This is a genomic window from Bacillus sp. AR8-1, assembly GCF_008042345.1.
Classification (GTDB): domain Bacteria; phylum Bacillota; class Bacilli; order Bacillales; family Bacillaceae_G; genus Bacillus_A; species Bacillus_A cereus.
In genome coordinates, this window is record NZ_QNUB01000005.1 from 142,024 (window position 1) to 167,552 (window position 25,529).

Genomic DNA, 25,529 nt, shown 5'->3' on the forward strand with positions numbered 1-25,529 from the left:
TTCAAAGTGATGGGGTGAGCAAAGAAGATAAAAGGAAAGATTTCATTGTAGCTTTAGGGTGAATGCAACGTGTCTATTTTGTTAGTAGTAAACAAACATAGTAGCTTATTGTAATGAAATAAAAAAGTAGGAGGATATAAATGATAAAACCAGTTGTAGATGTAAAAAACATTCAAAAATTGTACGGTAAAAAAGGTGAGAATCAATCACATGCATTAAAAGGTGTATCATTCTCAATTCAAGAGGGAGAATTTGTTGGTATTATGGGACCTTCTGGTTCTGGTAAAACAACATTATTAAATGTAATTTCAACGTTAGATAAAGCGACAGGCGGCGTTGTTGAAATTGCAGGAACGGATATTACGAAAATGAAGCAAGGTGAACTTTCTGATTTTCGTTCACAAAAGTTAGGGTTCATTTTCCAAGACTTTAACTTATTAGAAAATTTATCTATCTATGAAAATATCGCACTCCCACTTTCACTTCAAGGTGTTTCATCTCGTAATATTGGAAAGAAAGTAGAAAAAGTAGCTGATATGTTAGGCATTACAGCTATACTTCAAAAATATCCTTCTGAAGTATCTGGTGGACAAAAGCAACGTTCCGCAGCAGCACGTGCGTTAGTTCATGAACCAGCAATTATTTTGGGAGACGAGCCGACTGGAGCTCTAGATTCTAAAAATGCAACGAGTTTACTTAATGCTATGACAAGCTTAAATAAAGAGCAAGGTGTATCCATTATGATGGTTACGCATGATCCTTACAGCGCAAGTTACTGTCAGCGTATTTTATTCATTCAAGATGGTGAGTTATATAAAGAAATTCATCGCGGTGGTACCCGTGAAGAATTTTATAAAGAAATTTTAGACGTGCTTGCAAACTTAGGCACACAAAAAGCGTAAGGAAGGAAGTTCAATCATGTTATTTAAGCTTTCTATGTCAGGCCTAAAAAGTAAGTTGCAAGATTACATTGTTTTACTTGTTGGTCTTATTGTCTCTATTTCAACTTTTTATATGTTTCAAACGCTAGCATCCAATAAAACGTTCCTTGAATCTAACTCTTCTATTAGGGATATTGTGGCTGTCTTTAAAATTGGTTCCGTTTTGTTAGCGATTATCACATTTTTCTATATTTTATATGCAAACTCTTTCTTATCAGCTCTTCGTCAAAAAGAATTTGGTATGTATATGATGTTAGGAGCAAAAAAGCATAAAGTTACATTACTTATGTTTATCGAAACAATCGTATTAGGCGCTGCGTCTCTTTTGATTGGAATTACAATTGGTGTAGGACTTGCAGAAGGGATCGGTCAGTTATTAATGAAACAACTCGAGTTTGCTGGTGAAGGTTATAAAGCATTTTATCTGCCATCAATAGCTATTACTTGCGTCTTCTTCTTTGCACTATTTGTATTATCTGCAATTATGAATAGTATTAAATTATCGCGTATTTCTGTACTGCAACTTGTACATGCAGATGCACAAACAGAACGTGTTGCCATAAAAGGAAAAATGACAGTTGTAATTGCATTCCTTGGTATTTTTTTATTAGGTATTGGTTATGCATCACTGATCTATATGTCATATGCAAATCCGCTAATTGCTTTGGGATTAATGGCCGTTGGATTAATCTCAGCAACCGTGGGTACTTACCTTATATTTGGATCCCTTCTCCCAGTTATGATTAACAAGCTAAAGAGTAATAAAAAACGTAGTGAAAAAGGCCTCAATGCTTTTACTTTTGCACAATTAAATTTCCGCATTAATAGTCTAACAAATGTGCTTGCAACAGTAGCAATTTTAGTGGCTCTTGGTGCTGGTGGAATTGCTTGTGGTATGGCATTTAAAAACAACATTATAAACATGACAGATCAAATGCGAATTTACGATTCAGTCATTCATAATCCAACTGCGGAAGAAAAGACAATTTTGGGTGATATCTTATTTCAAGAAAAATTCGAATACCATTACAAAGTTGATGATAGGTATGTTTATTATCTTAAAGAAGATGTAGAAAAAAATCGCCCTTTCTTGCAAGGTATGAAAATAGAGAAAGTTTCAGAGGAAATACCAATTGGTGCATTTTCAATAAAATGGGTTAAAGGAGAGATCGACACAAAACAATGGATTCAGGCTTTCAGAACAATCCAGCCAAATTATATGTATCCTGATTATGAAATCAAAATTGTAGAACAAAACATATACGATAGGTTGAAGGGTAAAGAAAGTACTGTGTTTATAGGGAAAACAGATGATTTTGGATCATACATAAAAGAATGGAAAAAACTTGATGAATTACAGATAGCAAAATATAAAAATGTGAAAGCGGAAGAATTGGATAGTAAGTATCAAAAATATATTACGAGTCATGATTTTTCCAGCGGACTAATGTTTATGGGCTTTTTCGTTGGAGTTGCATTTTTAGCAATGATGGCAAGTTGCTTAATGTTTAAAGTTCTGTCGGGAGCATCAAAAGATGTAGCACGTTATCAAATGCTTCGTAAAATTGGTGTTCGCCGAGAATTATTAACAAAATCAATCTATAAAGAGTTATTCTTCATATTCTTATTCCCAGCAATTGTGGGGATTACTCACATATTAGTTGGTATGAACATGTTTGGATCGCTTTTAATCGATCCGTACTTTCGTATTTGGTTACCACTTGTTATTTTTGTAGTAATTTACTCGATTTATTACTTGATTACAGTTCAATTATATAAAGGGATTGTACTCCCTAAAAAAGATTAATGTAATGATGTTGTTTATCCCGCATTAACGGGCAGCACGATTGGTGAGGGCTGATAATCAGTGGGGGATGAACAAACCCCACTGATTAAAGTTTCACTTTATCTTTTACTGTACCTTGTAACTACATTTTGCCTTGCTGTAGAGAAACAAAAAAACATTTTTCTTATTCAATAATTCCAATTTCTAGAGCCTTTTGCACAGCTTCTTCTTTGTTGCGGACTCCTAGCTTTGTATAAGCTGTGGAAGCATAATTTCTGACCGTACCATTTGATAAATATAACCTTGATGCTATGGTAGTGTATCGAAGTCCCTTTGCTACTAGTTGCAATATTTCTATCTCCCTAGCTGTTAGCTCATAAGCGGTTGCTTTTGATTGTGGTGTCTCTTTTTGCTCATCAAATTTCTCAAATATTTTGTGAGACATTCCTTGATCAATCAGTGTCCCACCTTTGTGAATAAGTCGGATCGTGTTAGCTAGCTCCAATGTTTCAATGGATTTGAGTAAAAAGCCATCCGCACCGTTGCGAAGCGATTCCAACGCCTGTTCGGTATCCTGAAAAGTTGTGAAAATCAATACGCGGATATGTGGCCATTGTTGCTTAATCTTTTTGGTTGCTTCAACTCCATCCATGTGCTGCATATCTAAATCCATAAGTATAACATGGGGTTGAAGACGTCCACACAAATCGATGGCTTGATTGCCATCCTCAGCTAAACCGACTACATTTAAATCTTCATATCTATCGAGTAGTGTCCTCAAACTTTCCCGAACAAATGGTTGATCGTCTACAATTAACAAACGAATAAGTCCATCTTTTATTTCAGTTTGTCGCGGTATGGTACATGTAACAAGCATTCCTTCCTCTGGCTTTGTATATACAGACAATTGCCCTTGTAAATTCATTGCTCGTTCTTTCATCGCATTCAGACCGAAGCCTTCCTGCCATTCTACATTTCCTTTTCCATTATCTTGAACTTCTAATCTCGTATATTGTTGTTCAAACTGCAATGAAACTATAATTTCAGTTCCCTGACCATGACGTACTGCATTCGTAAGGGACTCTTGTAAACAACGAATGAATGCGATCTTCGCTTGCCGAGACAGTGGATATTCCTCTCCGAATGTCCTAAAACTTACATTTACCTGAGCGTGCTCCTGAAATTCGACTCCAAGATTTTGTAGAGATTGAATCAAGGAAGGCGATTGACACGGAGACTCCATTTGATGTAAGTAACCTCTCACATCCTCGATGCTTTTACGTCCCATTTCAAGCAGAGAATCTAGCCTCTGTATACCCATTTCAGTAGCAATTTCGGTACGCAACGTTTCCATCCCCATAATAATAGAAGTATAAGCGTGACCAACTGTATCATGAAGCTCACTCGACAGTCTGTTTCGTTCTTCCGCCAGTGTAATGCGTTCAATCTGAGACATATATTGCTCAAGTACCGCGTTTTGTTTACGAATCGCTTCATTTTGCTTATGATTGACGATTAATAAATGGAAAGCGAAGCCCATTACATAAGCAAGTCCATAGTAGGTAACTAAAATCCAATAGCTATTACTTGGCGCAACCGCATAGAGAATTCCAGTTGTTATAAAAACTGTTGTTGGAGCTGTCCAATAATAGGACAAATGCTTACTATTCGCAGCAATTAGAAAAGCGGATATCAGAAATGTAACGTTAGCTTCCGGAAATAAAGAGGTTAAATATATACACAGTCCACCATATAGCAGTATTTCTGTGAACAAGTAATATTTGTAATTGAACAGTAAGGCTACCCATGGAATCGAGAAGGCAACAACCTCCCAAAAAATAACAATCCAAAGTGGCAATGTTAAACTATCCTGAAAATCGAATGTGGTTATGGCGATAGAGACACTAACAAGTATACGGACTCCTAACATAATCCAATCGTACCAAAACCAATACTTAACCATATCTAACAAGTCATTTACCCCCTAAGTAGCCTACCTTTTTACTTCATATATTATAATTTAATTCTTCATGCCTATTATACTTTTAAATTTAAAACTGCGATACTACTCACAGATTGCAAACTTCTATCGATTTAGTTGCCGAATCATGATACGTGTATAGCCCCCAAATTTCTTTGTCAAACCATCTACTATTCTAATACTTATGGCGATACATACTATACCCATAAACATTACAAAGAGTGACTTGGCAAACGTATCTATCTGTATGAATATAATATTCATTTCAATGTGGCGATACAGTAGTGGTGCCAACAGCAACATAAGTGGCATTACATAAAAAATGATTGCACTAATGAGACTGAAAATGCCAATTACTAATTTCTGCATTAACCAATAGACAGCACACCAAGTGCGACGATCAGTAAGCACTAATTTCACCTGAGCCCAGTTCGATGTATCTATTGTTATACTTCTATCATAAGGGTCTGTTGAAATATCTGTATAAATTTTCGTCTGTATACGCTCGAATTGGATAAAAGGTGTAGTAGTCTGTAGTACACGTATAACTAGTGGAATCCCAATTACAGTAAATGAAAGGGTGAAACTGAATAGCAGAGCTATTAGATAAAAACAAAAATAAAAAAATCCTGTAACGAAAGTTAGCAATAAAAAATAACCATTCTGGATGAATCTTGATTTCATAAAGTTCTCGCTCCTATCTATGTAATAACCGAATTGTACTGCTTTTTTTGTCATTCTCACTAGTGTAAAAGTGTCATATGACATTTCTAAATGATGATAAAAAGGGGGAGAGTAACCTACTTCTGGTTAAAAAAGATGCTTATATCAATCACCATAAAACAATCCCGTTCTTGAAGAACGGGATTGTTTTATACTTTTATTTAATATGAGATGGACTTGTTTTTCGAATATGAAACATAATATCAAACTGCTGGTTAAAAAAGATGCTTATATCAATCACCATAAAACAATCCCGTTCTTGCAGATGCAAGAACGGGATTGTTTTATACTTTTATTTAATATGAGATGGACTTGTTTTTCGAATATGAAACATAATATCAAATTGCTCAAGCAATGACGTATCAAAGTATGCCGATTCGTTCGGGAAGATTTGTCCCCCTATACTTAGTAATGGTCTTTTTGCTTTAACCCATTTTTCTGCTTGTCCTTTAAGGTGACGGTTATCCAATAAAAACATGTTATATGGTACTTTTCCGAGAGTATAATTGAAACTTTTTACATCTTGTGGAATAGTGTCGGTTGTAATCTTACCTCCAGTGGAAGGATCATATTCGCTGTATAAGGTAAAATTCCCCTCCGTAGTTGTACTACCAATTGTGACATAATTATTGTCTAAACGTTCCTTCAAAAATTGCCCCGCAACATAAGGGTATAATTTCTCATCGATAATTCCTTTAGCTATATGAATATTGTGTGCCCATACCATCGTTTTACCACCAAATGTTTCTTGTGCCCACATTGCATGATCGGCCAAGTATTGCTCATGTAGCTTTAACATACTTGGATAGTCGTTAGGAATTAGCATTGTGGTAAATTTCTCTATTGCACTTGCCGTTGCTTGCGCCCAGATGTACTCGGGTGAAGCTATTTCTGTGTTGGCTTGCCCATTCTCATCTTTTAGTAATTGGGCTACTCTCTCAGCGTTTGCTTTGAACTTTTCTTTTATTTCAGGAGCAAGGTCCATATATTCCTTTGTACTTCCATTAAAAGCCGACAATTCTTTATAATTTCCTTCTACTTCTGCCAGCAAATCTGGTCGATGTAGTCTTACATAATCAATCACTTTATTAAAGCAACCTTGGTCCAACTCCTTTAAGTCGAGCCCAATAAATTGGATCTTTTTTTTATTGGATGGATCAGCATTATAATCTTTCATCCACTCAATCATGGCTATAATTTCATCAGTAGGATATAACAAGTTTAAAAATTCCCTAGGGTTTCCTTTTCCTGTTTGGATATATTCATTTAGTTTTAAGCCGTTTCCCCAATCTTCTTCCATTGTGAAATTTGTAAAACCCATCTCAGTAACCAAATATTTCACAAGGCGAAACTTCATAGTGAAAATTTCAGAGCTTCCATGAGTATTCTCTCCTAATCCTACATATTGTGCGCTCCCAATCATTTTCTTAAGTGGTTTTAAATCCTCAAATGATTTTGACGGCTCTATCGTTTTTAATGGGTAAGCCTGTGATTGTATGGATTTAACTATATTTTTTTGTATTGATTGACCTGAATTTTCGACTGCTACTGTTTGAGCCTTTCCTACTTCCGCGCATCCTGTGACTAATAAAGCTGTACTAACCATTGCAATTATGCTTTTCTTATTCATTTTTTCCACCTCAATTGAATTATTTGTAAAGCAAGATTGATTCATTGTACTTGCATGAATCAATTGTCTTAATTCAATTGTTATCTATTCCATATCATATTTTCTAGTTACATATTGTCATAAGGTTAATTGACACAGGTCATAGACTAATCATTACACTTTTGTACTATCGGTTATGACAACTTATAAATAATAATTACATTGATGAGTCGTAAGTAAGACTAGACTATAAATTGGGGAGGGATTTTAAAGTTGAATGAATCTGTATACAAAAACATTTTTATTCTAAGTTGTGTCTGTGGAAATGACAAGAAGTAAATTCGATAAACAAGTGAATGAAAGGGGAAGGGCGGATTAAAATGATATTACACGCAAAATCGTTCCACAATAAAGATAAAATCCAACGTGCTAAAATAGGACTTCAACTCTTTTTGAGTATCTTAATCATTACTTCTATTATCCTAAATGTAGTAGTAATAATTACGAAAAGTATGCCGCTTATTGTGGTATATATGTTTACCCCAGCATTTTCTTCTATTTTGACTCGCATAATACTGAAAGAAGGGTTTAAAGATGTATCTTTTAGTCTCGGTAACTTAAAGATATGGAAGGGGATTGGGTTTGCTCTGCTAATACCTATGATTATTTGTGGAATTACTTATTCTATCGCCTGGTTGAGCGAAATTGCGGGGTTTCAGCATCCCGAAGGTGGTATGTTAGAACCGATCTACAATATACTTGGACTTCAGTATGTACCGGAACCATTCAGTTTTATTTATCTAGTAGTATTGAGCGGCGTTTTAGGAAGTTTGCTTAACTTAATCCCAGTTTTAGGAGAAGAAATGGGTTGGCGAGGTTATATGCTTACAAGGCTAGTCAATGCAGAGTTTTCACGGCCTATCCTTATTAGTGGATTAATTTGGGCAACGTGGCATGTTCCAATTGTTATTGCTGGTCTATATGTAGAGGGATCATCTGTCCTACTTTCAGTACTTGGCATCTATTTTTGTATTGTGCCCTTCAGTTATATTACAGCTTATTTACGACTTATCACAGGTAGCGTTTGGCCTTCGGTTATCATCCATACTACTTGGAATGCCATTATTCAAGGACCTTTCGCACGTGCAAGTACAGGATATCAAACTGAGATTTGGATTGGAGAATCTGGCTTGATAACCGCTATTATTATCTTGGTTACTGCAATAATTACGTCTCGAATCGTAAATTTTACTAAATAGCATACGGATGTGTTTTAAATTCAATTAGTGAAATATGACGAGGCGAAATAAGATGCACTTAAAAATATTAGAAAAAATCTAGTTGAATGGACTCTTACTTAATCTTAGGCTGCTGGATATATGGTAGGCATCAAGCTAAGGGTTTAATTTATAAAAATAAACTTGGTTGCCATAAAAAACATAATGTTTTCATTTAAAGGCTATGAGATGAAATTTCATCATCTTCATCAAGTTTGACCTTCAGGAAATAAAAAGTTAAACGATTATACAAATACTCTAACTGAAAAAACGATAGTCCTTTTATCAAAAATGTAGAAGGACTATCGTTTATTTTTTTGACAAAATTAGGGGTTGATGTTCATAAAAATGGATAATATAATTCGTATTTTACGTAAAGAGAAAAATTTTCCCCTAGAATATTAAGCTAAATCTCTTGGTGTGACGGTTAATTTAAGTTTCACTTTATGACTTGTAAAGGGCTGTTCAATGCATCGTACTATTAAAAAATCTAAATTAAATCATTAAATTGCGATAAAATGTGGTCGGAAATAATGAAATTTTAGGAAAAATAAGGTACACTAGTCTATGATTTTAGTTGAAAATCGTTTGACGTTAATGCATACGGGGGAAAGATTGATGAACAACAATACAACAAATGAATCAGTTGAAGAAATTGATCAAAAACGAGTAAGATCAAAAAAACGTTATACAAATTGGAAGTTTATCGCAGCGGGTATTGGTGTAATTGCACTTCTTATTGGGGGAATGAGTTATTATCAGGCAACTCACTTCAATTCGAATGTTACAATTAATGACACAAAAGTTGGTGATCTGAGCGCTGATCAGGCAATACAGAAATTAAAGACATCTGGACTAGCAAACAAAGTCTATGTTGATCAACAACAAATTTTAGATGAAAAAGATACAAAAACGGAACTTACGGAAAAAGATTTGCCTCAAGTTAAGAAACTATTAAAAAGTCAGTGGACATTTTTCCCTTCCTCAAAGGGAGAAAATTATTCATTGCTACCAGAGAAGGCAGATCAGTATCGTAGTGAAACGATGAAGAAACTTGTAGAAGAAACGCTCATCTCTATGAATGAAAAATTAAAAGCGCCTCAAGATGCTATGGCGAAGCTAGAACAAGGGAAAATTGTTATCTCGAAAAGTGTTGAAGGAAAACAGTATGATGTTACTAGTCTACTGAAAGATTACGATAAGCAAAAATATAAAAGCGAAATTCATCTGAAGTCTGCATACATAAAACCTATTAAAGAAGACGATCCGATTGTCAAAAAAGAGGAGAAAGCACTACAGAATCTTCTTGGGCAGTCTGTTGAGTATAAAGTGCAGGATGAAGTTTATCCTTTAAAAGCGAAAGATTTAATTCAAAATGCCTCTATGTCAAAGGATATGAAAGTTACAATTGATGCGAGTGACATTAAGAAGAAAATTACTGAAATTAATAATGCCAAATCAACATTAAATAAAGATTTCTCATTTAAAACGCATTCCGGTTCAGTCATATCAGTAAAAGGGCAAGGATACGGCTGGGCACTAGATGTTGAAAAAGAAACTAAACAAGTTCAACAAGCCTTTGAGAAAGGCGAAAAGTCGCTTTCTGCTTCTAATATTCACGGAAATGGTTGGGAGAAGGAAGGTATCGGTTATAAAACAACAGCGAATAATGGCATCGGAGACACGTATGCGGAAGTTTCAATTGCAGAGCAACAAATTTGGATTTATAAAGATGGAAAATTAGTCGTTACAACAAATGTAGTAACGGGTAAACATAGCACGGGTGAAGATACATCACCAGGTGTTTGGTACGTCCTATACAAACGAACACCATACACGCTAAGAGGTAGCGCAGTAGGGAAAGCTGATTATGCGGTTAAAGTAGATTACTGGGTTCCATTCACAAATAGCGGTCAAGGATTCCACGATGCCGGCTGGCGAAAAGACTGGGCAAATAATGCTTATTTAACAGGTGGATCAGGTGGGTGTGTGAACCTTCTTCCTAATGTTGCAAAAACTGTATATGATAGTTTGAACACGTATGATCCAGTTATCGTGTACTAGAAAATAGCTACGTATCAAGAAATAAACAAAGCAGGAAATCTTATCTGATGGTATATGAAAAAACACCTCTTGCATTCGCATACTAAGTGTGCAAATGCAATGGAGGTGTTTTTGTTTGAATACAAGAGTGTATTGCTTATAAGAAACAAAGTAGAAAGAGATTAAGAATAAGTATTCAAATAATCAATAAAATTGACAATGAATATCATTTTCACTTAATATAGAATCGTCGCATTTAATTAGACATGAATTTTTTGTTAATATAATAGATTTCTATTAAGTTGTCATATTTACGAACTATTATTAAATATTTTAAGAATTTAAACGTAGGAAAGGGTAATATAAAATGAACTGGAAAAAAGGCGGGTTATGGGTTATTATTTTTTTCGTTGTAAAAGGCACGATTTCTACACTTTTAATCGTTACAGGTGCTAAATATTTTGATTTATCATTTATGCAACTTATCTTATTAATTCTGACCTTATTAGTGATTTCTCTAATAAGTCGAAAGTTACTGTATAGACATAAACAAAACAAAAAGCAAAAAGAGCTAAATATATAATGAAGCCCCAGAGACCCTTGGATTTCTGGGGTTTTATTTTGATAGTTTTTTCGCATGTATATTAATTTAACAGAATAGGTTGTCCAAAATGATAAAATCGATGATGTTTAAAATGCGTCAGTTATTTTTACATAAGGATTGTAGAGAGCCTTTGAATCAATCTTTATTCTGAAGCGACAGACACGTATAAATTATGCTCTTTTTTCAATTGGTAGTTTAAATGTAAAAGTACTGCCTTCTCCTAATTTACTTTCAACCGTAATTTCTCCTCCATGTAGTTCGACAATCCATTTTACCATCGACAATCCTAAACCTGTGTTTCCGATGTTTGAAGATGTTCGTGCTGCGTCAACTCGATAGAAGCGGTCCCATATTTTTGTAATATGTTGCTCGCTGATGCCGATGCCATTATCGGAGACTTTACCTATTATGTTGGTTTCATCACGGAATAGTTGCATATGCACAGTTCCGCTCGCTTTACTATAAGCAATCGCATTCGTTAGTAAATTCATTAATAAACGCATCATCAATGTTTGATCTGCTTTAATAAATAGGTCTTCCTCTATATTAGTTGTTATATCAATCGAAGCTTCTTGAACCATTAATGAAAGCTCTTCTACAACGATTTCCGTTAATTCACTCATATTGATACATTCAAATTGGAAAGTATTATGGTTTCCTTGGTCAGCTCGTGCTAATAATAAGAGTTGTGAGATTAAAGCGGACATTTTACGTGATTGTTTTAAAATTACTTCTAACGATTCTTCCATTTCTTTCGGATTATTTCTCTGCGATAAAGCGTATTCGCATTGCGAAATAATAACAGATGTTGGTGTTCTTAATTCATGAGATGCGTCAGATGTAAATTGTTTTTCACTTTCGAATGATGTCTCCAATCGCTCAAACATTTTGTCAAAGGTTTGTGCTAAATGATACATTTCGTCTTTCGGTGAACCTTGTAAATTAATTCTCTTCGAAAGGTCTTTACCATCACCAATTTTACTGGCTGAATCACTCATTTGTTGCACAGGTCGAAACGCTCTTTGCGTAATAAAATATCCCCCGACTGCCGCAATGAGAATAAGTAATGGGAATGAGATGATTGTTACCACAATAAGCGTATTCATCGTTGAGGATAATTGGTTCATAGTCATTATTCCACGAACCCAGACTTGCTCATCGCCGCCTGTATTATGGAGAAAATCATATACTATCCATTCTTTATTACCGTCTTTAATAGTTTGTATTTCATCAGATTTAAGCGATATCTGTTTATTAAAGCTTGTTGGACTATTTCCTGCTAGCAGCTCACCTTGTTTACTATAAATACTAATATTTACTCCATATTCTAAGGCTTCAAAATCATCGTCCATCTTTAATTGTCCATGCTTATATTCGATATCTTCCATGCTTTCTTTTACTGTGTTCTTCAATTGATCTTTCATATTAAAAAGCAAAACTTTATCTGAAGAAGTTAAAATAAAAGCTAACACGAGTGCCATAATAATTACAATTAGCCCCGTATACCACAGAGTTACTCTCATTTTTATTGATAGTCTTTTCATGATTCTACTCGCAATACGTAACCAGTTCCTCGTACTGTATGAATTAACTTCGTTTCAAACTGGCTATCAATTTTTTTGCGAAGATAGCGGACGTAAACATCAATAATATTCGATCCGCCTTCATAGTCGTAATTCCACACATGTTGCTCAATTTTATCTCGTGTCAGCACAACTTCTTTATTACGAATCATATATTCTAAAATAGCAAATTCTTTACTGGAAAGAGTGATAGCTTGGTCTCCCCGTGTTACTTTATGCATATTGCAATCTACCACTAGATCAGCGATTTCAAATACATTAGATGTATTTCCTGTTTTTCTTCGCATTAACACTCGAATTCTTGCTAACAGTTCATCAAAAGCAAACGGCTTTACTAAATAATCATCTGCACCTAAGTCGAGTCCTGTTACACGATCATCAATTGTATCTTTAGCTGTAAGAAGCAAGACAGGAGTTGCATTATTGTCCGCGCGTAATCTTTGTAATACTTGTAAACCATTTATTCCTGGAATCATAATGTCAAGCACAATCAAATCGTAGGTAGCCATGTTTATATAATCCAAGGCATCTTCTCCATTCCCACATGCATCGACACTATAATGTTCTGCATTTAATCGTTTCACCAATATATTTTGTAAGTCTTGTTCATCTTCGACGATAAGAACTCGCATTAACATTCTCCTTTTCTTCTTATTGATATGTATCACTATAATTTCAAAACATTAAAGAAAGATTAGAAACTAGTTAATTATATCATTTTATCCCGCATTAACGGGCAGTACGACTACTCCCTCAAAATTCGGTGAATGCGAGGTAGGTAGGGATTAACTGCCTGTAAAAGCCTTCACTTTATTTTTTTGTACATTAATCTTCCTTTAATGTTTGTTCAGTAATATAAAGGCAAGGATAAGGTGCACCTGTAAAGGGAGGAAAACAGAATGGGAAAATGGATGCTGATTGGAGCAATGTCCTGTTTATTCTTAACAGCTTGTTCTACTCAAGCTGATAACAATACAGAAGTACAACAACTGAAAGTGGAAAATGATAAATTACAAAAAGAAGTTGCTCAACTACAACAAGAACCAAACAAAACACAAGCTGCTACAAATGATAAGAAACAAATACAAGATTTCAAAAACGAAGTCTCATCTATTGTAGAAAAGGCAAATAACACGAAACCAGTTGGAGCAAAAGAAGATAACTTAAATACGTACTTAGCAGCAAAAAAAGAAATTGACCAATTGGATGACAAGATAGATCTATCTGATAATCAGCTAGAAGCAGATTATCACGCTGGAACGATAACTGTTGAGCAATATCAAACGCAAGAAAAAGAACACGATATACTGGAAGATCAATTAGAGCAAGCAGAAAATGCACTTGAAGCAAGATTTGGAATAGAGGATTAATCATTAAGGAGTGGATGAAAATGTTAAAACATAAAAAGAAAATAATTATAAGTGTAATTACTATTTTAGTAAGTGGTATTGCTATTGTTGGTGGATATTATGGTATGGGTTACAATTATGCAAAAAAGAATGAAAACTACACAGAGAAACAAGTTCGTGAAATTTCTTTAGCTCATACAAATGGAGAAATTATTAATGTGAAAAAAGAATTTGAATTAGAAGATGACAACTTAGCACAATCAAAATTTGAATATGAAGTGGAAATCAAGACACCTGATAATCTGTTAAATATTTTAAAAGTTAGTGCTAGAACAGGTACAATAGAAATCAATAATGAAGATTAAATAAATATCGCGTATTTGAAAAAACTCCGAACAAAATTTGTTAGGAGTTTTTTCATGTTTATACTTTACTATTTTAAAATGTGGAAAATCTCCATACTTCTACAATCTATATAAATGACTCAAGCTTCGCATCTTTTGAATGCCCTGAAGTGCTAAACCTAAGTAAAATAATGAACTATCCTATGGAAGAAAGTTGAGGGAGCTAATCGCATATGTTTTATTGAAAGGATGTGATTGAATTATGGAACGGCCGAATTGGGGAATTGGAGGATTAGTATTCGTTGGCTGTATGTTTCTTGGTGGAGGAGTGGGATCTATGTTAGGTAATGCCCAAACTGGATGGCTAATAGGAATGGGCATTGGATTTCTTGGGATGGCTTTAACGAGACTAATGAGAAAATAATGTAACAGGGATTCTTCTTCCGGTAAATAAGGAAATATGTAAGTAATTCATGGCATAAGAGCTCTATAAATTATAGTTAGAAGCTTCTCTTTTGTATTTGTCTTTTCTAAATTTCTCCATACATAGATACGATTCTCAAGTCGGAGGATGGCACCTTAGGGTGTCTTTTTTTATGCTCTTTAAAAATGTCTTAACATATATAGCTGAGTTAATTTAAATAATCAAGAATAATTGAGCTAATAGCTCTCGGTAGATTGCCATCATTTTTTTAATAGATTAGATTCATTACCGTTTCAGACCTATGTATTCATTCATAACTTAACAGTAAAAGGGGGGATGATTAAAGGTATGGCGTTTAATGATGAATTAATTTGTCAACAGTTTGCAAGAATTATCGGCGGGCAAGAAGGATTCGCCGGTGGGAAATGCGTGGCAACAATAAACAGGGATGAAATACGAGCAACAATCTTAGGAAAACGTTTTAGAGTAACAACTTCCTTTTCATTCGAATCACGAGACAATAAAACTGGACGGGCATTATGCCTAGGCCGAGTAGCACTCTTACAAAAAGAAGTCACTGAATTTGTGGCGACAATTATTAAACAAGGAATAATCGTTTCGTCTATACACAATGAGTGGTTATGTGATGATCCAAATTTGATTTACGTTAATATCGAAGACGTTGATGATCCACTAAATTTTGCAAGAAAAGTGAGAAGAGCGTTATGCACGTAATCAATTTCTTTAGTTAAACGAGTGATTATATTAAATTGAAAAGTTCAGCGTGTTGGATGGTTTTATAAAACGAAAGAAGGTGTTTCATATTTGGAATGCCTTTTCTTTATGTTTTCGTTACTAATGTGGGTGGTTAACGGATTATATGCTGTTTATCTTGCAACAGCAAAAACTGGACGAGGTATCTTTAAAAGTTTTTGACTGTCCGTATATACCATATTTTATCAAATGTTATTAGCATATCATAAAACGACAGGGGAGAAATCGCCAGAGAAATACGTCAAATTAGTCATTCCTTCTATAATCTAAGGGGACGTTTTTGTTTTCGAAAAATAATAGGTAAATCATTTGACAATTAAAATAATCTACTTTAATATATATGCCATAGCATATATATGGTGAAACAAATACATTCATTGTGAATGATTGACTGGTATGCTATATCCTTTTATATCTTAATTTATAGAGGTGATATATGAACTTACATGATTTAATAGGCTATCTTGTTCATCGTACTGATGTGAAAATGACCAACTATTTTACGAAGAAATTAAAGCCTTATGGAGTTACGCCAGAGCAGTGGGGGATTATTAGTGTTCTTTGTAGCCAAAGGAGCACTACTCAAAAAGAGTTGGCGGAAGCTATTGATAAAGATCAAACTACTGTTGTTAGAATGATACAGTCAATGGAGAGAAAAGGGATTGTAAAGAAGGCTTTGAATGACCAAGATAGGCGTTCACATAACCTTTTTTTAACTGAAAAAGGTGACGAGTTAAAGAAAACAATCTTGCCTATAGTGAAAGACGCTCACCATTTCGTTACGAGTAATTTGAGCGAGGAAGAAATTAAAGTATTACAATCGTTATTAAACAAATTGTATGATACACACTATTAATATTTGTTCCTTATTGATGCTACGCTATTCATAAGGAACAAACTTTGTTTTAGGTATTACATATGCTATAGCATATAATTTTTGTTTGGACGAATGGGAAGATAACTTTATTTTGTATGATATCTGATTCAGGGTCACTTTTTTGCCTAGTACCAGTCAAATTTTTGTATTATATATGCTATAGCATATAATTTTCGGCCCTTTAATATTGAGAAGGGTAATGTAAATTGAAGCGACTTCCATACGGGTAATCTCAGGAAATAGGGTAAAGGTAGTGACTACTACCTGAACAATACTGAGTTTTTATCAAATAATAAGAAAGGTGTGATTACTATTTTAATTTTCATCAATATTGTAAAAGTAGTGTTGTTTCTGTTCTTTTTAATGACAGGAACGAAAATTATATCCGGGAAAATGGCAGATGAATTCAAACGATTTGGTTTACCTTCGTTTTTTAATTTCTTAACTGGAGCTTTTGAGATTGTAGGAGCGATTGGAATGTTGATAGGAATTTGGATTCCAACAGTAGCTTTATTAGCAGGATTGTTATTAGGCGGTACGATGCTTGCAGCCGCATTAACTCTAATTGTATTAGCGAGAGATCCCTTTAAGAAAGCAATACCTGCACTTGTTTTGTTTGTCCTTAGTTTAGGGATAAGTTTGTATCACATTTTTTAAACATAACTGAAAACTATTAAACTTTCACTTTATGCGTTCAAGTTACTAGCGTTTTGTGATTATGTTACAAATAGGGGGATTCTCCAATTAGTGCTTGAATAATAATAGCAATACGAATTTAGACATTACGATCATTCGGATCATAATCAGTAAAAGAATGGCAAGAATTTTATATTAAAAATAGGAGTGAGTGAAAATGGCATATTTATTACAAGTTGATTTTCCGTTTGAAGGTCCTTTTGGTGAAGAAATGGAAAAAGGATTTTGGCATTTAGCAAATAGTATTAACGAAGAAGAAGGATTCCACTGGAAAATATGGACTGAGAATGAAGAAACAAAAGAAGCTGGAGGCATTTATGTATTTGAAGAAAAACAAGATGCTGAAAAATACGCGGAAATGCACAAGAGCAGACTTGAAGCAGCTGGTGTTAAAGATATTAGAGTAAGAATTTTTAACATCAATGAAAAATTAACGGAACTGAATCGTGGGTATATTAAATAATTTCGACAGTTGGAGCAAGCGTAAAAAGGAGGGGGATAATCCCCTCTTTTTTTAATTCTTAAATTGATGGTAAGGGGGCTCACATAAAAAACAATCAATTATAAAAGTGATTTTGAACGTAAGGAATTTGTAAGGAAGAGGTAAGAAAAAAGAGATTTTCCTTGTGTAAGATGAAAATGGAAAGAAGAGTGAGAGGAGAAAAATACTATATATTTCTATAAAAAACAAATCAATTAATAAGACTTGTTTGGAGGAAAAGAGACATTACAGATTCAATGTCGTCCTTTTGCAGTGGGTTAAGAAGAAAGCTGTGTGATTAGTTCCAAACAGCAAATAACCATTTATACAATATGAATAGGGGAGAGGATTATTTTGATGAAAAAGCATCGTCAAATTACATGTACAGGTTTAGCCCTTTTAATAACTGGAGGTTCCCTGTTTTATACAACTCCAACCTCAAGTGTAAAAGCGGAGTCCATTCAAAATGTATCTAGTTCGTTACAAACAAGCAACCAAAGAAATCGAAATTCCGTCAAAGAGGCCATGCAGGATACATTGAAACTTGGATATCCAGGGATACTTGCTAAAACTTCTGAGGGTGGAAAAACATGGAGTTATGCGGTTGGTGTAGCTGATCTGAGTAACAAGAAAGCAATGAAAACAGATTTTCGTTTTCGGATTGGCAGCGTGACAAAGACGTTCACTGCAACAGTTGTGCTTCAATTAGCAGGAGAAAACCGCCTAAATCTAGACGATTCTATTGAAAAATGGTTGCCTGGTGTCATTCAAGGGAATGGATATGATGATAAACAAATTACTATCCGGCAATTATTGAATCACACAAGTGGTATCGCTAATTACACAAGGTCAAAGGATTTTAATATGATGGATACAAAAAAATCCTATACTGCTGAAGGATTAGTAAAGATGGGAATATCCATGCCTCCAGATTTTGCTCCAGGAAAGAGCTGGTCGTATTCAAATACAGGATATGTATTACTAGGAATTCTTATTGAAAAAGTAACTGGGAACAGCTATGCGGAAGAGATTGAAAATCGAATTATTGAACCACTTGAATTAGCGAATACATTCTTACCTGGAAATTCAAGCGTCATTCCAGGAACCAAGCATGCCCGTGGATATATCCAATTAGACGGAGCAAGTGAGCCGAAAGATGTTACTTATTATAACCCAAGTATGGGGAGCTCGGCCGGAGATATGATTTCTACAGCTGATGATTTAAACAAATTCTTTTCTTATTTACTTGGGGGCAAATTATTGAAAGAACAGCAACTAAAGCAAATGCTTACAACAGTCCCTACAGGAGTAGATGAGCTTGGTGATTCCGGGCTTGGAATTTTCAAAATGAAGCTTTCAAACGGTGAATCGATATGGGGGCATGGAGGAACCATTCCTGGTTTTTTAACTTTTGCTGGGGGCACACTTGGAGGCAAGCATACATTGGCCGTCAATTTAAACAGTATTAAAGCTGATAGTCCTGATCCTTTTAAAAATATTTTACTTGCTGAATTTAGCAAGTAGGTCAAAGAGGAGAACGGATAAATTTTATCATATTTTCATAGTGGAACAAACAAATGATGAAAACGGTCACTTATCTAAGGAGGTAATTCCGTGATGAAAAATAAGCTAACTGGTGTGTTAGCCACTGCATTAGCGGTAACTATGATTCTACCAACAGGAGTGAAAGCATTTTCTGAAAGTGAGACTACAGTTGTAACTGGTGAAGAAGTAGCTAGTCAGGAACTGAAGAAGATTGCAGCAGAGAAGGCGGAGCTACTTACAAAGTCTTATGAAGCGAATAGCGTGCAGTATGCGCTAATTGATAATGGAAAACTTATTTTGTCGGGTCAGGCTGGCAAGAATGATTTGGAAGGGGAAAAGCCGCTAACCAAAGATACTCAATATGGGATTGGTTCAGTCAGTAAAATGTATGCAACAGCGGCTGTAATGAAATTGGTCGATGAAGGAAAAGTCGATTTGGATGCTCCTGTTGTCCGCTATGTTCCTGATTTTAAGATGAAAGACGGTCGATCCAAACGTATTACACCGCGTATGTTATTGAATCACTCCTCTGGATTGCAAGGTTCTACGTTAGGTAATGCATTTTTATTTAACGATAATGATACCTATGCCCATGATACCTTGTTACAGCAATTGTCAAATCAAAACTTGAAGGCGGACCCTGGTGCTTTCTCGGTATACTGTAACGATGGCTTTACGCTGGCCGAAATTTTGGTGGAAAGAGTTAGTGGTATGAGTTTTACTGAATTTCTACATCAAAACTTTACAGGACCTTTAAAGATGAATCATACGAAAACACCGCAGGACAAATGGAGGGATGAAAATCGGGCTGGACTATATTTCCCGGCGTACCAAGGACAACTTCCAATTGAATCGGTGAATGTTATTGGTACGGGAGGCATATCTTCTACGGCAGAAGATATGGTGCGATTCTCACAACTATTTATGGGACAGGGAAAAGGAATCCTCTCTGATAAGGTAGTTAAGGCAATGGAGCAAGAGGAATATAAAAAAGGAATGTGGCCGGGGGCTGGCGAGAATATTTTTAACTATGGTCTTGGCTGGGATAGTGTAAAACTATACCCATTTAGTGAATATGGGATCAAAGCTTTGGCTAAGGGCGGCGATACGGCATTGCAACATGCTATATTAGTCGTGCTTCCGGAACAGAAAATAGCAGCGGCTGTATTGACATCTGGTGGACGGAGCTCTACAAATCAGCTAATGGCAACTGAATTGCTGCTCGCTACGCTTAAAGAAAAAGGTACTATTAAGGAAATCAAGCCGAACAAATCCTTTGGTAAGCCGGTCAAAGTCAAAATGCCTCAAGGCGTAGCAAAGAAAGCAGGATTTTATGGCAATAGCGAAACTCATTTCAAAATTGAAATTACGAAGAACGGTGAACTATTCTTACCATCTAATCCAGAAGAAAAATATGTATATACTGCTGATGGAAGCTTTATTAATGAGGGGGGTACTTCCAAGCTCAACTTCGTAACCGAGAAGAATGGAAGAACTTATTTGAAGGAGAGCGCATATAAATCTCATCCAGGTTTAGGGCAAAGTGTGATGACCCACTATTTAGCTGAGAAATTAGAAGACAACGTGCTTTCGAAGAAAACCGCTGCTGCATGGGCAAAGAGGGAAGGTGTCAAGTTTTATCGTGTAAACGAGAAATTTAGTTCTATTCAATATCTTGTTCAATCGAAACATCTTAGTACTCAAATTACTCGCAAGGAAGGCCCAGCAGGCTATTGGGATGGCAGAAAAATTACAGGTCCGAACACCGCGGTGCATCAGATCCAAGTACCCGTGATGAATGGTCGTGATACGACGGAAACGCATTTCTATACAGAAGGCGGCAATGAATATATGGAGATGGCTGGATTGTTATACGTAAGTGAATCTAATGTAAAACCAATTGATGTAGGCCAATCATCCAAAGTTACGTTGGATGCAAATGGGCATGCGAAATGGTTTACAATTCCACAAGCGGCAACAGACAAAAGGATGACCGTGACGCTGCCATCAAATGGTTCATTTGCGGTGTATGATGAGAAGGGAGTTTGCGTCAACTTTACCATTGTGAGTGGCAATAACAAGGTGGAACTTCCGAAGAACGGAACAATCGTATTCGCTGGGGCACCGAAATCGGAATTTGCAATCTCGGTGAACTAGCTACAATTTAAGATGATCTTAAACAAAACCAGTACGGCACAGAAAAGATGTATTACTGGTTTTGTTTGTATTTATGCATTCTCAATGAAAAAACTTGAATAATATCACGCTCAAGCACTATAAAAACATCAAAACTAGAAAATTAGTATCTCTAGAAGATGTACAGTTTTTTGGGAGTTGAATAATTTTAACAGCGTAGAGAGATTAAATTTCTACTCTTTTTCTTCTTAATTGGGGTACGACCTCATGCCCATCAAGCTAACCAAGTAATTTACTAGGTACGAAATGATCCTTGTTTCAAAACTAGCAAGTGATAAAAAAGTAGGCATACTAAATAAGCCTATTAAAACGCGATTTTTTCGCTAGGCAGCTTGTCTATGCTTCACCGTCGTTTTATACACAATCCCTAGAATATCAAAGACGGTCATCTTCTTATGTCTATGACATTTACGACCGTTCTTTTTGAGCAGTTGATAAAGGCGATGCAAAATTTTTAAAAGTTCTTCTGTGCCAACAGCTATCGCTTGAAACAGTAACGGGAAGTAATCTTTAATCATATAAATCGCTTTGTATTCACTCAGCTCCTGCTTTTTCTTTTTAAGCAGAAACTGACGCATTTGAAACATCGTAGAAGAACAGAGGAGAATGCCGATGAGTTGTCCATATAAATGGCACTCTAGGCGTTCTCTTTTTATATTTTGACATTCATCTATTTCAAAGAATGACTTCCACGTTTTAAACAAAATTTCAATCTGCCAACGAAGTGAGTATAATGAATGCACGTAGTTCGTCGGTACTTCTTCTAGCGACGTATTCGTGATATATACATTCATGCCCATTAAACGTTTACTTTTATCCTTCATGACAATGCCTTTCTTCTTTTCGCGTATCGCTTGGTTTTTCAGACGTGTTTGTGTTTGATCATCGGTTAAACGATGTATAATGACACGTGCTGGAAGTTTCTGATTTTGGCCAATGTATGCCTCGGGGATTTCCATCGTTTCACCGGGGATTAGACCAGACATCATTTGTGTCATATCAAGTTGGATGTATTCTGTTTGCTTTTTTAACGTACCATTATCGAAGTATTCTGGTTCAGGGTTCTTGATATAAATGCGTGTATTCAACTTCAACCGTGAGATATAGCAAGCCTCTTTATCATGAATGGTTTGTAAGTCTCCTAAATCGAAGTAACCAAGATCACGTAAACACAAATCGCCTGCTTCTACGGTTTCAAGACAGATGGTACCATATGTTTTATCATTATTCTTTCCTGATCCAAGCTGCACGTTAAGGAATTGACCACTAAGTAAATCATATTCCAATTGGATTTTCACGCCTGCTTTATTACTACTCCCACCTGAACCTTGATAGTCAGTGGCGAATTGATCAGGTAGTTGAAACACTGTTGCATCTAGAATACGGATACGATTGAAAGTAGAGATTATATGTGCAGAAAGTGAGTGATTTGAACAGAGTTTTTGTGTGAGAAGAGAAGTAAAGACTTCTCGAAGAAATGTGACAGCTGCTGGATTAAAGCGTTGATTCAGTCCTTCTGGACTCATGAGTGTAGCTGTATTTGCATAAAGCTGACTACATAATCGAGTGAGAGAATCACTTGCTACGTGTTGACTAATCCAAATACATAAAGCGGCCAAATCTCGTGCGCCATACTTACTTTTACGTTTTACAAAACCTGTCTCTTGTGCGAGTTGTTGAAGAATATGTGGAGATAGATATCACTGTAACTCTTCAGCGAACAAATGAAACTCATCCTGAATCGATAGATTCATACAAAAACGCCATCCTTTCTGTATACTTCTACAAAAACGCCATCCTTTCTGTATACTTCTACAAAAAGAATAACGTTTTCTGTGAATTATGGATATAAATTTATCTGAGGTTGATAATGATGTATGGTGACCCAATAGCCATCAATGTCAGATTTTGAAGTATCTCCAGAACAGTAAAACAATAAGTAATTACGTTTTTTGTGCTTTTAAGGGGTAATTGAATAAATGAGATTATTTTGCAAAAGTATCTGCAACTAAATTTTGTGCTGACTTGCAATAATAAAGCTCATTTTTTTCTTTTTGGGATGGTTCTGTTTTCTTAAGTTAATGGGCATAGGGGGTACCCCTTGATGGTCAAATGGCGAAATATTTTACTAGAAAATTTTATTTTTATTACTTTTTTAAATTATTTATATTTATATATTTTTAAAATAAATATCGTATATTCCAGATTATTATTATACAATATATCAACTGAACTATATATAAGAATGGAGAGTTTTTAGTTGAAATTATTGAGAAACAGTAAGGTTGGTACAAAACTAAACATACTAATAGGCATATCAAGTATTGCCTGTATAGTATTATCCCTAATAGGATTTTGGGGATTAGAAAGAGGAAAGAGTGCTTCTTCTAATATGTATGAAGATAATTTAAAATCAGTTGATTGGATAGGAACGATAGAATCTAACTTTTATCATGTTAATATGAACTTTATGGAAATAATGGTATCCAAAGATGAAAAAAGAATGAATGATTTGATAAAAGAAATGGATGGAATTCGTAAAGAAAATGATCAGTTATTAAAGCTGTTCAAAACTAAAGTTATTTCTAATAAAGAAAAAGAGCTATTTAGCAAATTTCAGGAAGAGTTTCATGAATTAAGAAAAAAGATGAAAAAGGCACAAGAATTAGGAAAAGCTAATAATGAAGAAGCCTACACTTATTATCTAAAAGAAATCGAACCTAATATGCAAAAAACAATTCAGTCCATTCGTGAACTAATTGTATATAACAGTAATAATGCAGAGCAGTTACAACAAGTTAATAATAACAGTGCTCAAAATACAATGATAATGTTTGTAGTCCTTTCAATTTTAGCAATTATCATAGTAATATTCATCGGATATCTTATTAGGTTAACTATACGACAACCACTATTATTATTGCAAAATGATATGAAGAAAGTAGCTGCAGGTAATTTAACAATACGTACTTCTTATAAAGCAAATAATGAGATAGGAAATATTGTACAGTCTTTTAATAGTATGTTAGATAATCTACAACAATTAATTGCAAGTGTTAAATCGACAACACAAGAAGTTATTTCTTCTACAGATGGTGTTTTACAAGATACAAAGCGAGCATCTAATATTTCGAATGAGGTTGTTCAGACGATTTCTGAAGTAAAAGAAAAAATAGCAGGACAGGTAACTAGCATTCAAGAGAGTTCATCTTCAATGGATGAAATAACAATTGGTGTGCAAACAGTAGCTGAGTCTTCAGCTGTAGTTGCTGAGGTAGCAGTAACTACTACAGAACAAATACACATTGGTAGTGATGTGATAAAGCACTCAATTCTTCAAATGAACAGTGTTCATGATGTCGTGGAGGAAACATCAAAAGTAATAGATAGACTTGTTACACGTACACAACAGATTGATACAGCTTTGGATGCAATTACTAATATTGCCGATCAAACTAACCTTCTTGCCTTAAATGCTGCTATTGAAGCAGCACGTGCTGGAGAGAATGGGAAAGGGTTTGCAGTGGTTGCAGCAGAAGTGAGGGATTTGGCTGAAAAGTCTAAAGAATCCGCGAATGAAATTAACCATTTAGTCAAATCTATTCAACAAGATACTCAAGACACAGTTCATGTCATGCAAAAAGGAGAACAAAAGGCAGCAGAAGGAAAGGAAGCAGCCCACCAAGCAGATCAAACATTCTCATCTATTATGAGAGATATTGACAAAATCACAAGTCAAATTCAAGAAGTCTCTGCAGCAACAGAAGAGATGTCTGCCGGTACAGAAGAAGTAAATGCGTCTCTTTCACTAGTATCTGATACTTCAACACAAATAGAAAGAGAAACAATTCAAACAGTACAATCAATTCAATTACAAGCAGTTTCAATTCAAGAAATTTCAAATCAATCTAACAAGATGAAAGAAAAGGTGAATGCATTAACAGAATTGCTTTCTAAATTTATTATTGAAGAGCAAAAAAACGAGAAATAAAATATATATAAAGAAGTACAGGTCCTTAATTAAGGACCTGTACTTCTTTATTATGACTAACTGTAAGTTGTAAAATAAATTTCTATTTTGTAAACAATTGTGAACAGAATTCTAATTTTTTGTTTTATTTATTTTTTCTGAATAATACATATTGACAAAACAATAGTAGCGATATAGAATTGGTTTTGTTCACCGGTGAACATTATGTGGGGTTTTTGTTTAGTATTATTTTTATTCATTATTTCTAACATCAAGATATTCTATCTCTTTTTTATGTAGTTTGAAAGATTATTGGCTATTTAAAA

Annotated in this window: 20 protein-coding genes and 1 pseudogene; 15 read left to right on the forward strand and 6 right to left on the reverse strand. The window is 34.9% G+C overall.

Going from position 1 to position 25,529, the window contains the following annotated elements; translation table 11 throughout:
- Positions 1-140 precede the first annotated feature (140 nt).
- Together DN400_RS02065 and DN400_RS02070 are read left to right on the forward strand one after the other, a co-directional pair.
- Entirely contained in the window at positions 141-902 is a 762-nt protein-coding gene (locus tag DN400_RS02065; protein ID WP_000595167.1) for an ABC transporter ATP-binding protein, read from the forward strand.
- Positions 903-918: 16 nt separating this feature from the next.
- The gene (locus DN400_RS02070; protein ID WP_097997772.1) at positions 919-2,748 is read left to right on the forward strand and encodes an FtsX-like permease family protein; all 1,830 of its coding nucleotides are present in this window, start codon (positions 919-921) and stop codon (positions 2,746-2,748) included.
- A gap of 163 nt (positions 2,749-2,911) precedes the next feature.
- Here DN400_RS02070 and DN400_RS02075 read toward each other — a convergent pair whose 3' ends face one another.
- The 3 genes from DN400_RS02075 to DN400_RS02085 all read right to left on the reverse strand — a co-directional run bounded on the left by DN400_RS02075 (position 2,912) and on the right by DN400_RS02085 (position 7,061).
- Positions 2,912-4,699: a helix-turn-helix transcriptional regulator gene (locus DN400_RS02075; protein ID WP_000886414.1), complete on the reverse strand. Its 1,788-nt coding sequence runs from the start codon at positions 4,697-4,699 to the stop codon at positions 2,912-2,914.
- A gap of 114 nt (positions 4,700-4,813) precedes the next feature.
- Entirely contained in the window at positions 4,814-5,392 is a 579-nt protein-coding gene (locus DN400_RS02080; protein WP_065229070.1) for a sensor domain-containing protein, read from the reverse strand.
- A 331-nt stretch (positions 5,393-5,723) separates the two neighbouring features.
- Entirely contained in the window at positions 5,724-7,061 is a 1,338-nt protein-coding gene (locus tag DN400_RS02085; protein WP_016512591.1) for an erythromycin esterase family protein, read from the reverse strand.
- A 359-nt stretch (positions 7,062-7,420) separates the two neighbouring features.
- On the opposite strand from DN400_RS02085, the gene DN400_RS02090 reads away from it, so the two are divergent.
- The 3 genes from DN400_RS02090 to DN400_RS02100 all read left to right on the forward strand — a co-directional run bounded on the left by DN400_RS02090 (position 7,421) and on the right by DN400_RS02100 (position 10,943).
- Positions 7,421-8,299: a CPBP family intramembrane glutamic endopeptidase gene (locus DN400_RS02090; RefSeq protein ID WP_097914599.1), complete on the forward strand. Its 879-nt coding sequence runs from the start codon at positions 7,421-7,423 to the stop codon at positions 8,297-8,299.
- A 636-nt stretch (positions 8,300-8,935) separates the two neighbouring features.
- Entirely contained in the window at positions 8,936-10,381 is a 1,446-nt protein-coding gene (locus DN400_RS02095; protein ID WP_142951781.1) for a L,D-transpeptidase family protein, read from the forward strand.
- Between the two features lie 346 nt (positions 10,382-10,727).
- Positions 10,728-10,943, forward strand: a complete 216-nt coding sequence (locus DN400_RS02100) for a hypothetical protein (protein ID WP_001104104.1) — start codon at positions 10,728-10,730, stop codon at positions 10,941-10,943.
- Between the two features lie 191 nt (positions 10,944-11,134).
- Here the strand turns inward: DN400_RS02100 and DN400_RS02105 are convergent, their stop codons facing one another.
- Positions 11,135-12,508, reverse strand: coding sequence for a sensor histidine kinase (locus tag DN400_RS02105; RefSeq protein ID WP_147801516.1), 1,374 nt, complete (start codon positions 12,506-12,508; stop codon positions 11,135-11,137).
- Positions 12,505-13,179 carry a response regulator transcription factor gene (locus DN400_RS02110; RefSeq protein ID WP_001264534.1) on the reverse strand — a complete coding sequence of 225 codons (675 nt, stop codon included), beginning with the start codon at positions 13,177-13,179 and terminating at the stop codon, positions 12,505-12,507. Before DN400_RS02110 ends, DN400_RS02105 begins: the two co-directional genes overlap by 4 nt.
- A 267-nt stretch (positions 13,180-13,446) precedes the next feature.
- Between DN400_RS02110 and DN400_RS02115 the strand changes: the two genes are divergently transcribed.
- The 9 genes from DN400_RS02115 (at position 13,447) to DN400_RS02150 (ending at position 21,194) form a co-directional block, all read left to right on the forward strand.
- On the forward strand, positions 13,447-13,917 hold the full coding sequence (locus tag DN400_RS02115) for a hypothetical protein (protein ID WP_098284651.1): 471 nt from the start codon (positions 13,447-13,449) through the stop codon (positions 13,915-13,917).
- A gap of 20 nt (positions 13,918-13,937) precedes the next feature.
- Complete coding sequence (locus DN400_RS02120) at positions 13,938-14,261, forward strand: PepSY domain-containing protein (RefSeq protein WP_065229065.1); 324 nt, start codon at positions 13,938-13,940, stop codon at positions 14,259-14,261.
- 241 nt (positions 14,262-14,502) lie between these two features.
- On the forward strand, positions 14,503-14,664 hold the full coding sequence (locus DN400_RS29310) for a hypothetical protein (protein ID WP_000441010.1): 162 nt from the start codon (positions 14,503-14,505) through the stop codon (positions 14,662-14,664).
- Between the two features lie 336 nt (positions 14,665-15,000).
- Positions 15,001-15,399 carry a DUF1259 domain-containing protein gene (locus DN400_RS02125; protein WP_000589730.1) on the forward strand — a complete coding sequence of 133 codons (399 nt, stop codon included), beginning with the start codon at positions 15,001-15,003 and terminating at the stop codon, positions 15,397-15,399.
- 475 nt (positions 15,400-15,874) lie between these two features.
- Positions 15,875-16,294, forward strand: coding sequence for a MarR family winged helix-turn-helix transcriptional regulator (locus DN400_RS02130; RefSeq protein WP_065229064.1), 420 nt, complete (start codon positions 15,875-15,877; stop codon positions 16,292-16,294).
- A 327-nt stretch (positions 16,295-16,621) separates the two neighbouring features.
- The gene (locus DN400_RS02135; protein ID WP_033657524.1) at positions 16,622-16,972 is read left to right on the forward strand and encodes a DoxX family protein; all 351 of its coding nucleotides are present in this window, start codon (positions 16,622-16,624) and stop codon (positions 16,970-16,972) included.
- 196 nt (positions 16,973-17,168) lie between these two features.
- Complete coding sequence (locus DN400_RS02140; RefSeq protein WP_065229063.1) at positions 17,169-17,474, forward strand: monooxygenase; 306 nt, start codon at positions 17,169-17,171, stop codon at positions 17,472-17,474.
- 375 nt (positions 17,475-17,849) lie between these two features.
- The gene (locus DN400_RS02145) at positions 17,850-19,016 is read left to right on the forward strand and encodes a serine hydrolase domain-containing protein (RefSeq protein ID WP_098205408.1); all 1,167 of its coding nucleotides are present in this window, start codon (positions 17,850-17,852) and stop codon (positions 19,014-19,016) included.
- Positions 19,017-19,109: 93 nt separating this feature from the next.
- Positions 19,110-21,194 (forward strand): serine hydrolase domain-containing protein, encoded by a 2,085-nt coding sequence (locus DN400_RS02150; protein WP_098015692.1) that lies wholly within the window; start codon positions 19,110-19,112, stop codon positions 21,192-21,194.
- A gap of 362 nt (positions 21,195-21,556) precedes the next feature.
- On the opposite strand, the pseudogene DN400_RS02155 reads toward DN400_RS02150, so the two are convergent.
- A pseudogene (locus DN400_RS02155) lies at positions 21,557-22,987 on the reverse strand (IS4 family transposase).
- Positions 22,988-23,493: 506 nt separating this feature from the next.
- Here DN400_RS02155 and DN400_RS02160 point away from each other — a divergent pair.
- Complete coding sequence (locus DN400_RS02160) at positions 23,494-25,224, forward strand: methyl-accepting chemotaxis protein (RefSeq protein WP_061660839.1); 1,731 nt, start codon at positions 23,494-23,496, stop codon at positions 25,222-25,224.
- Positions 25,225-25,529 lie beyond the last annotated feature (305 nt).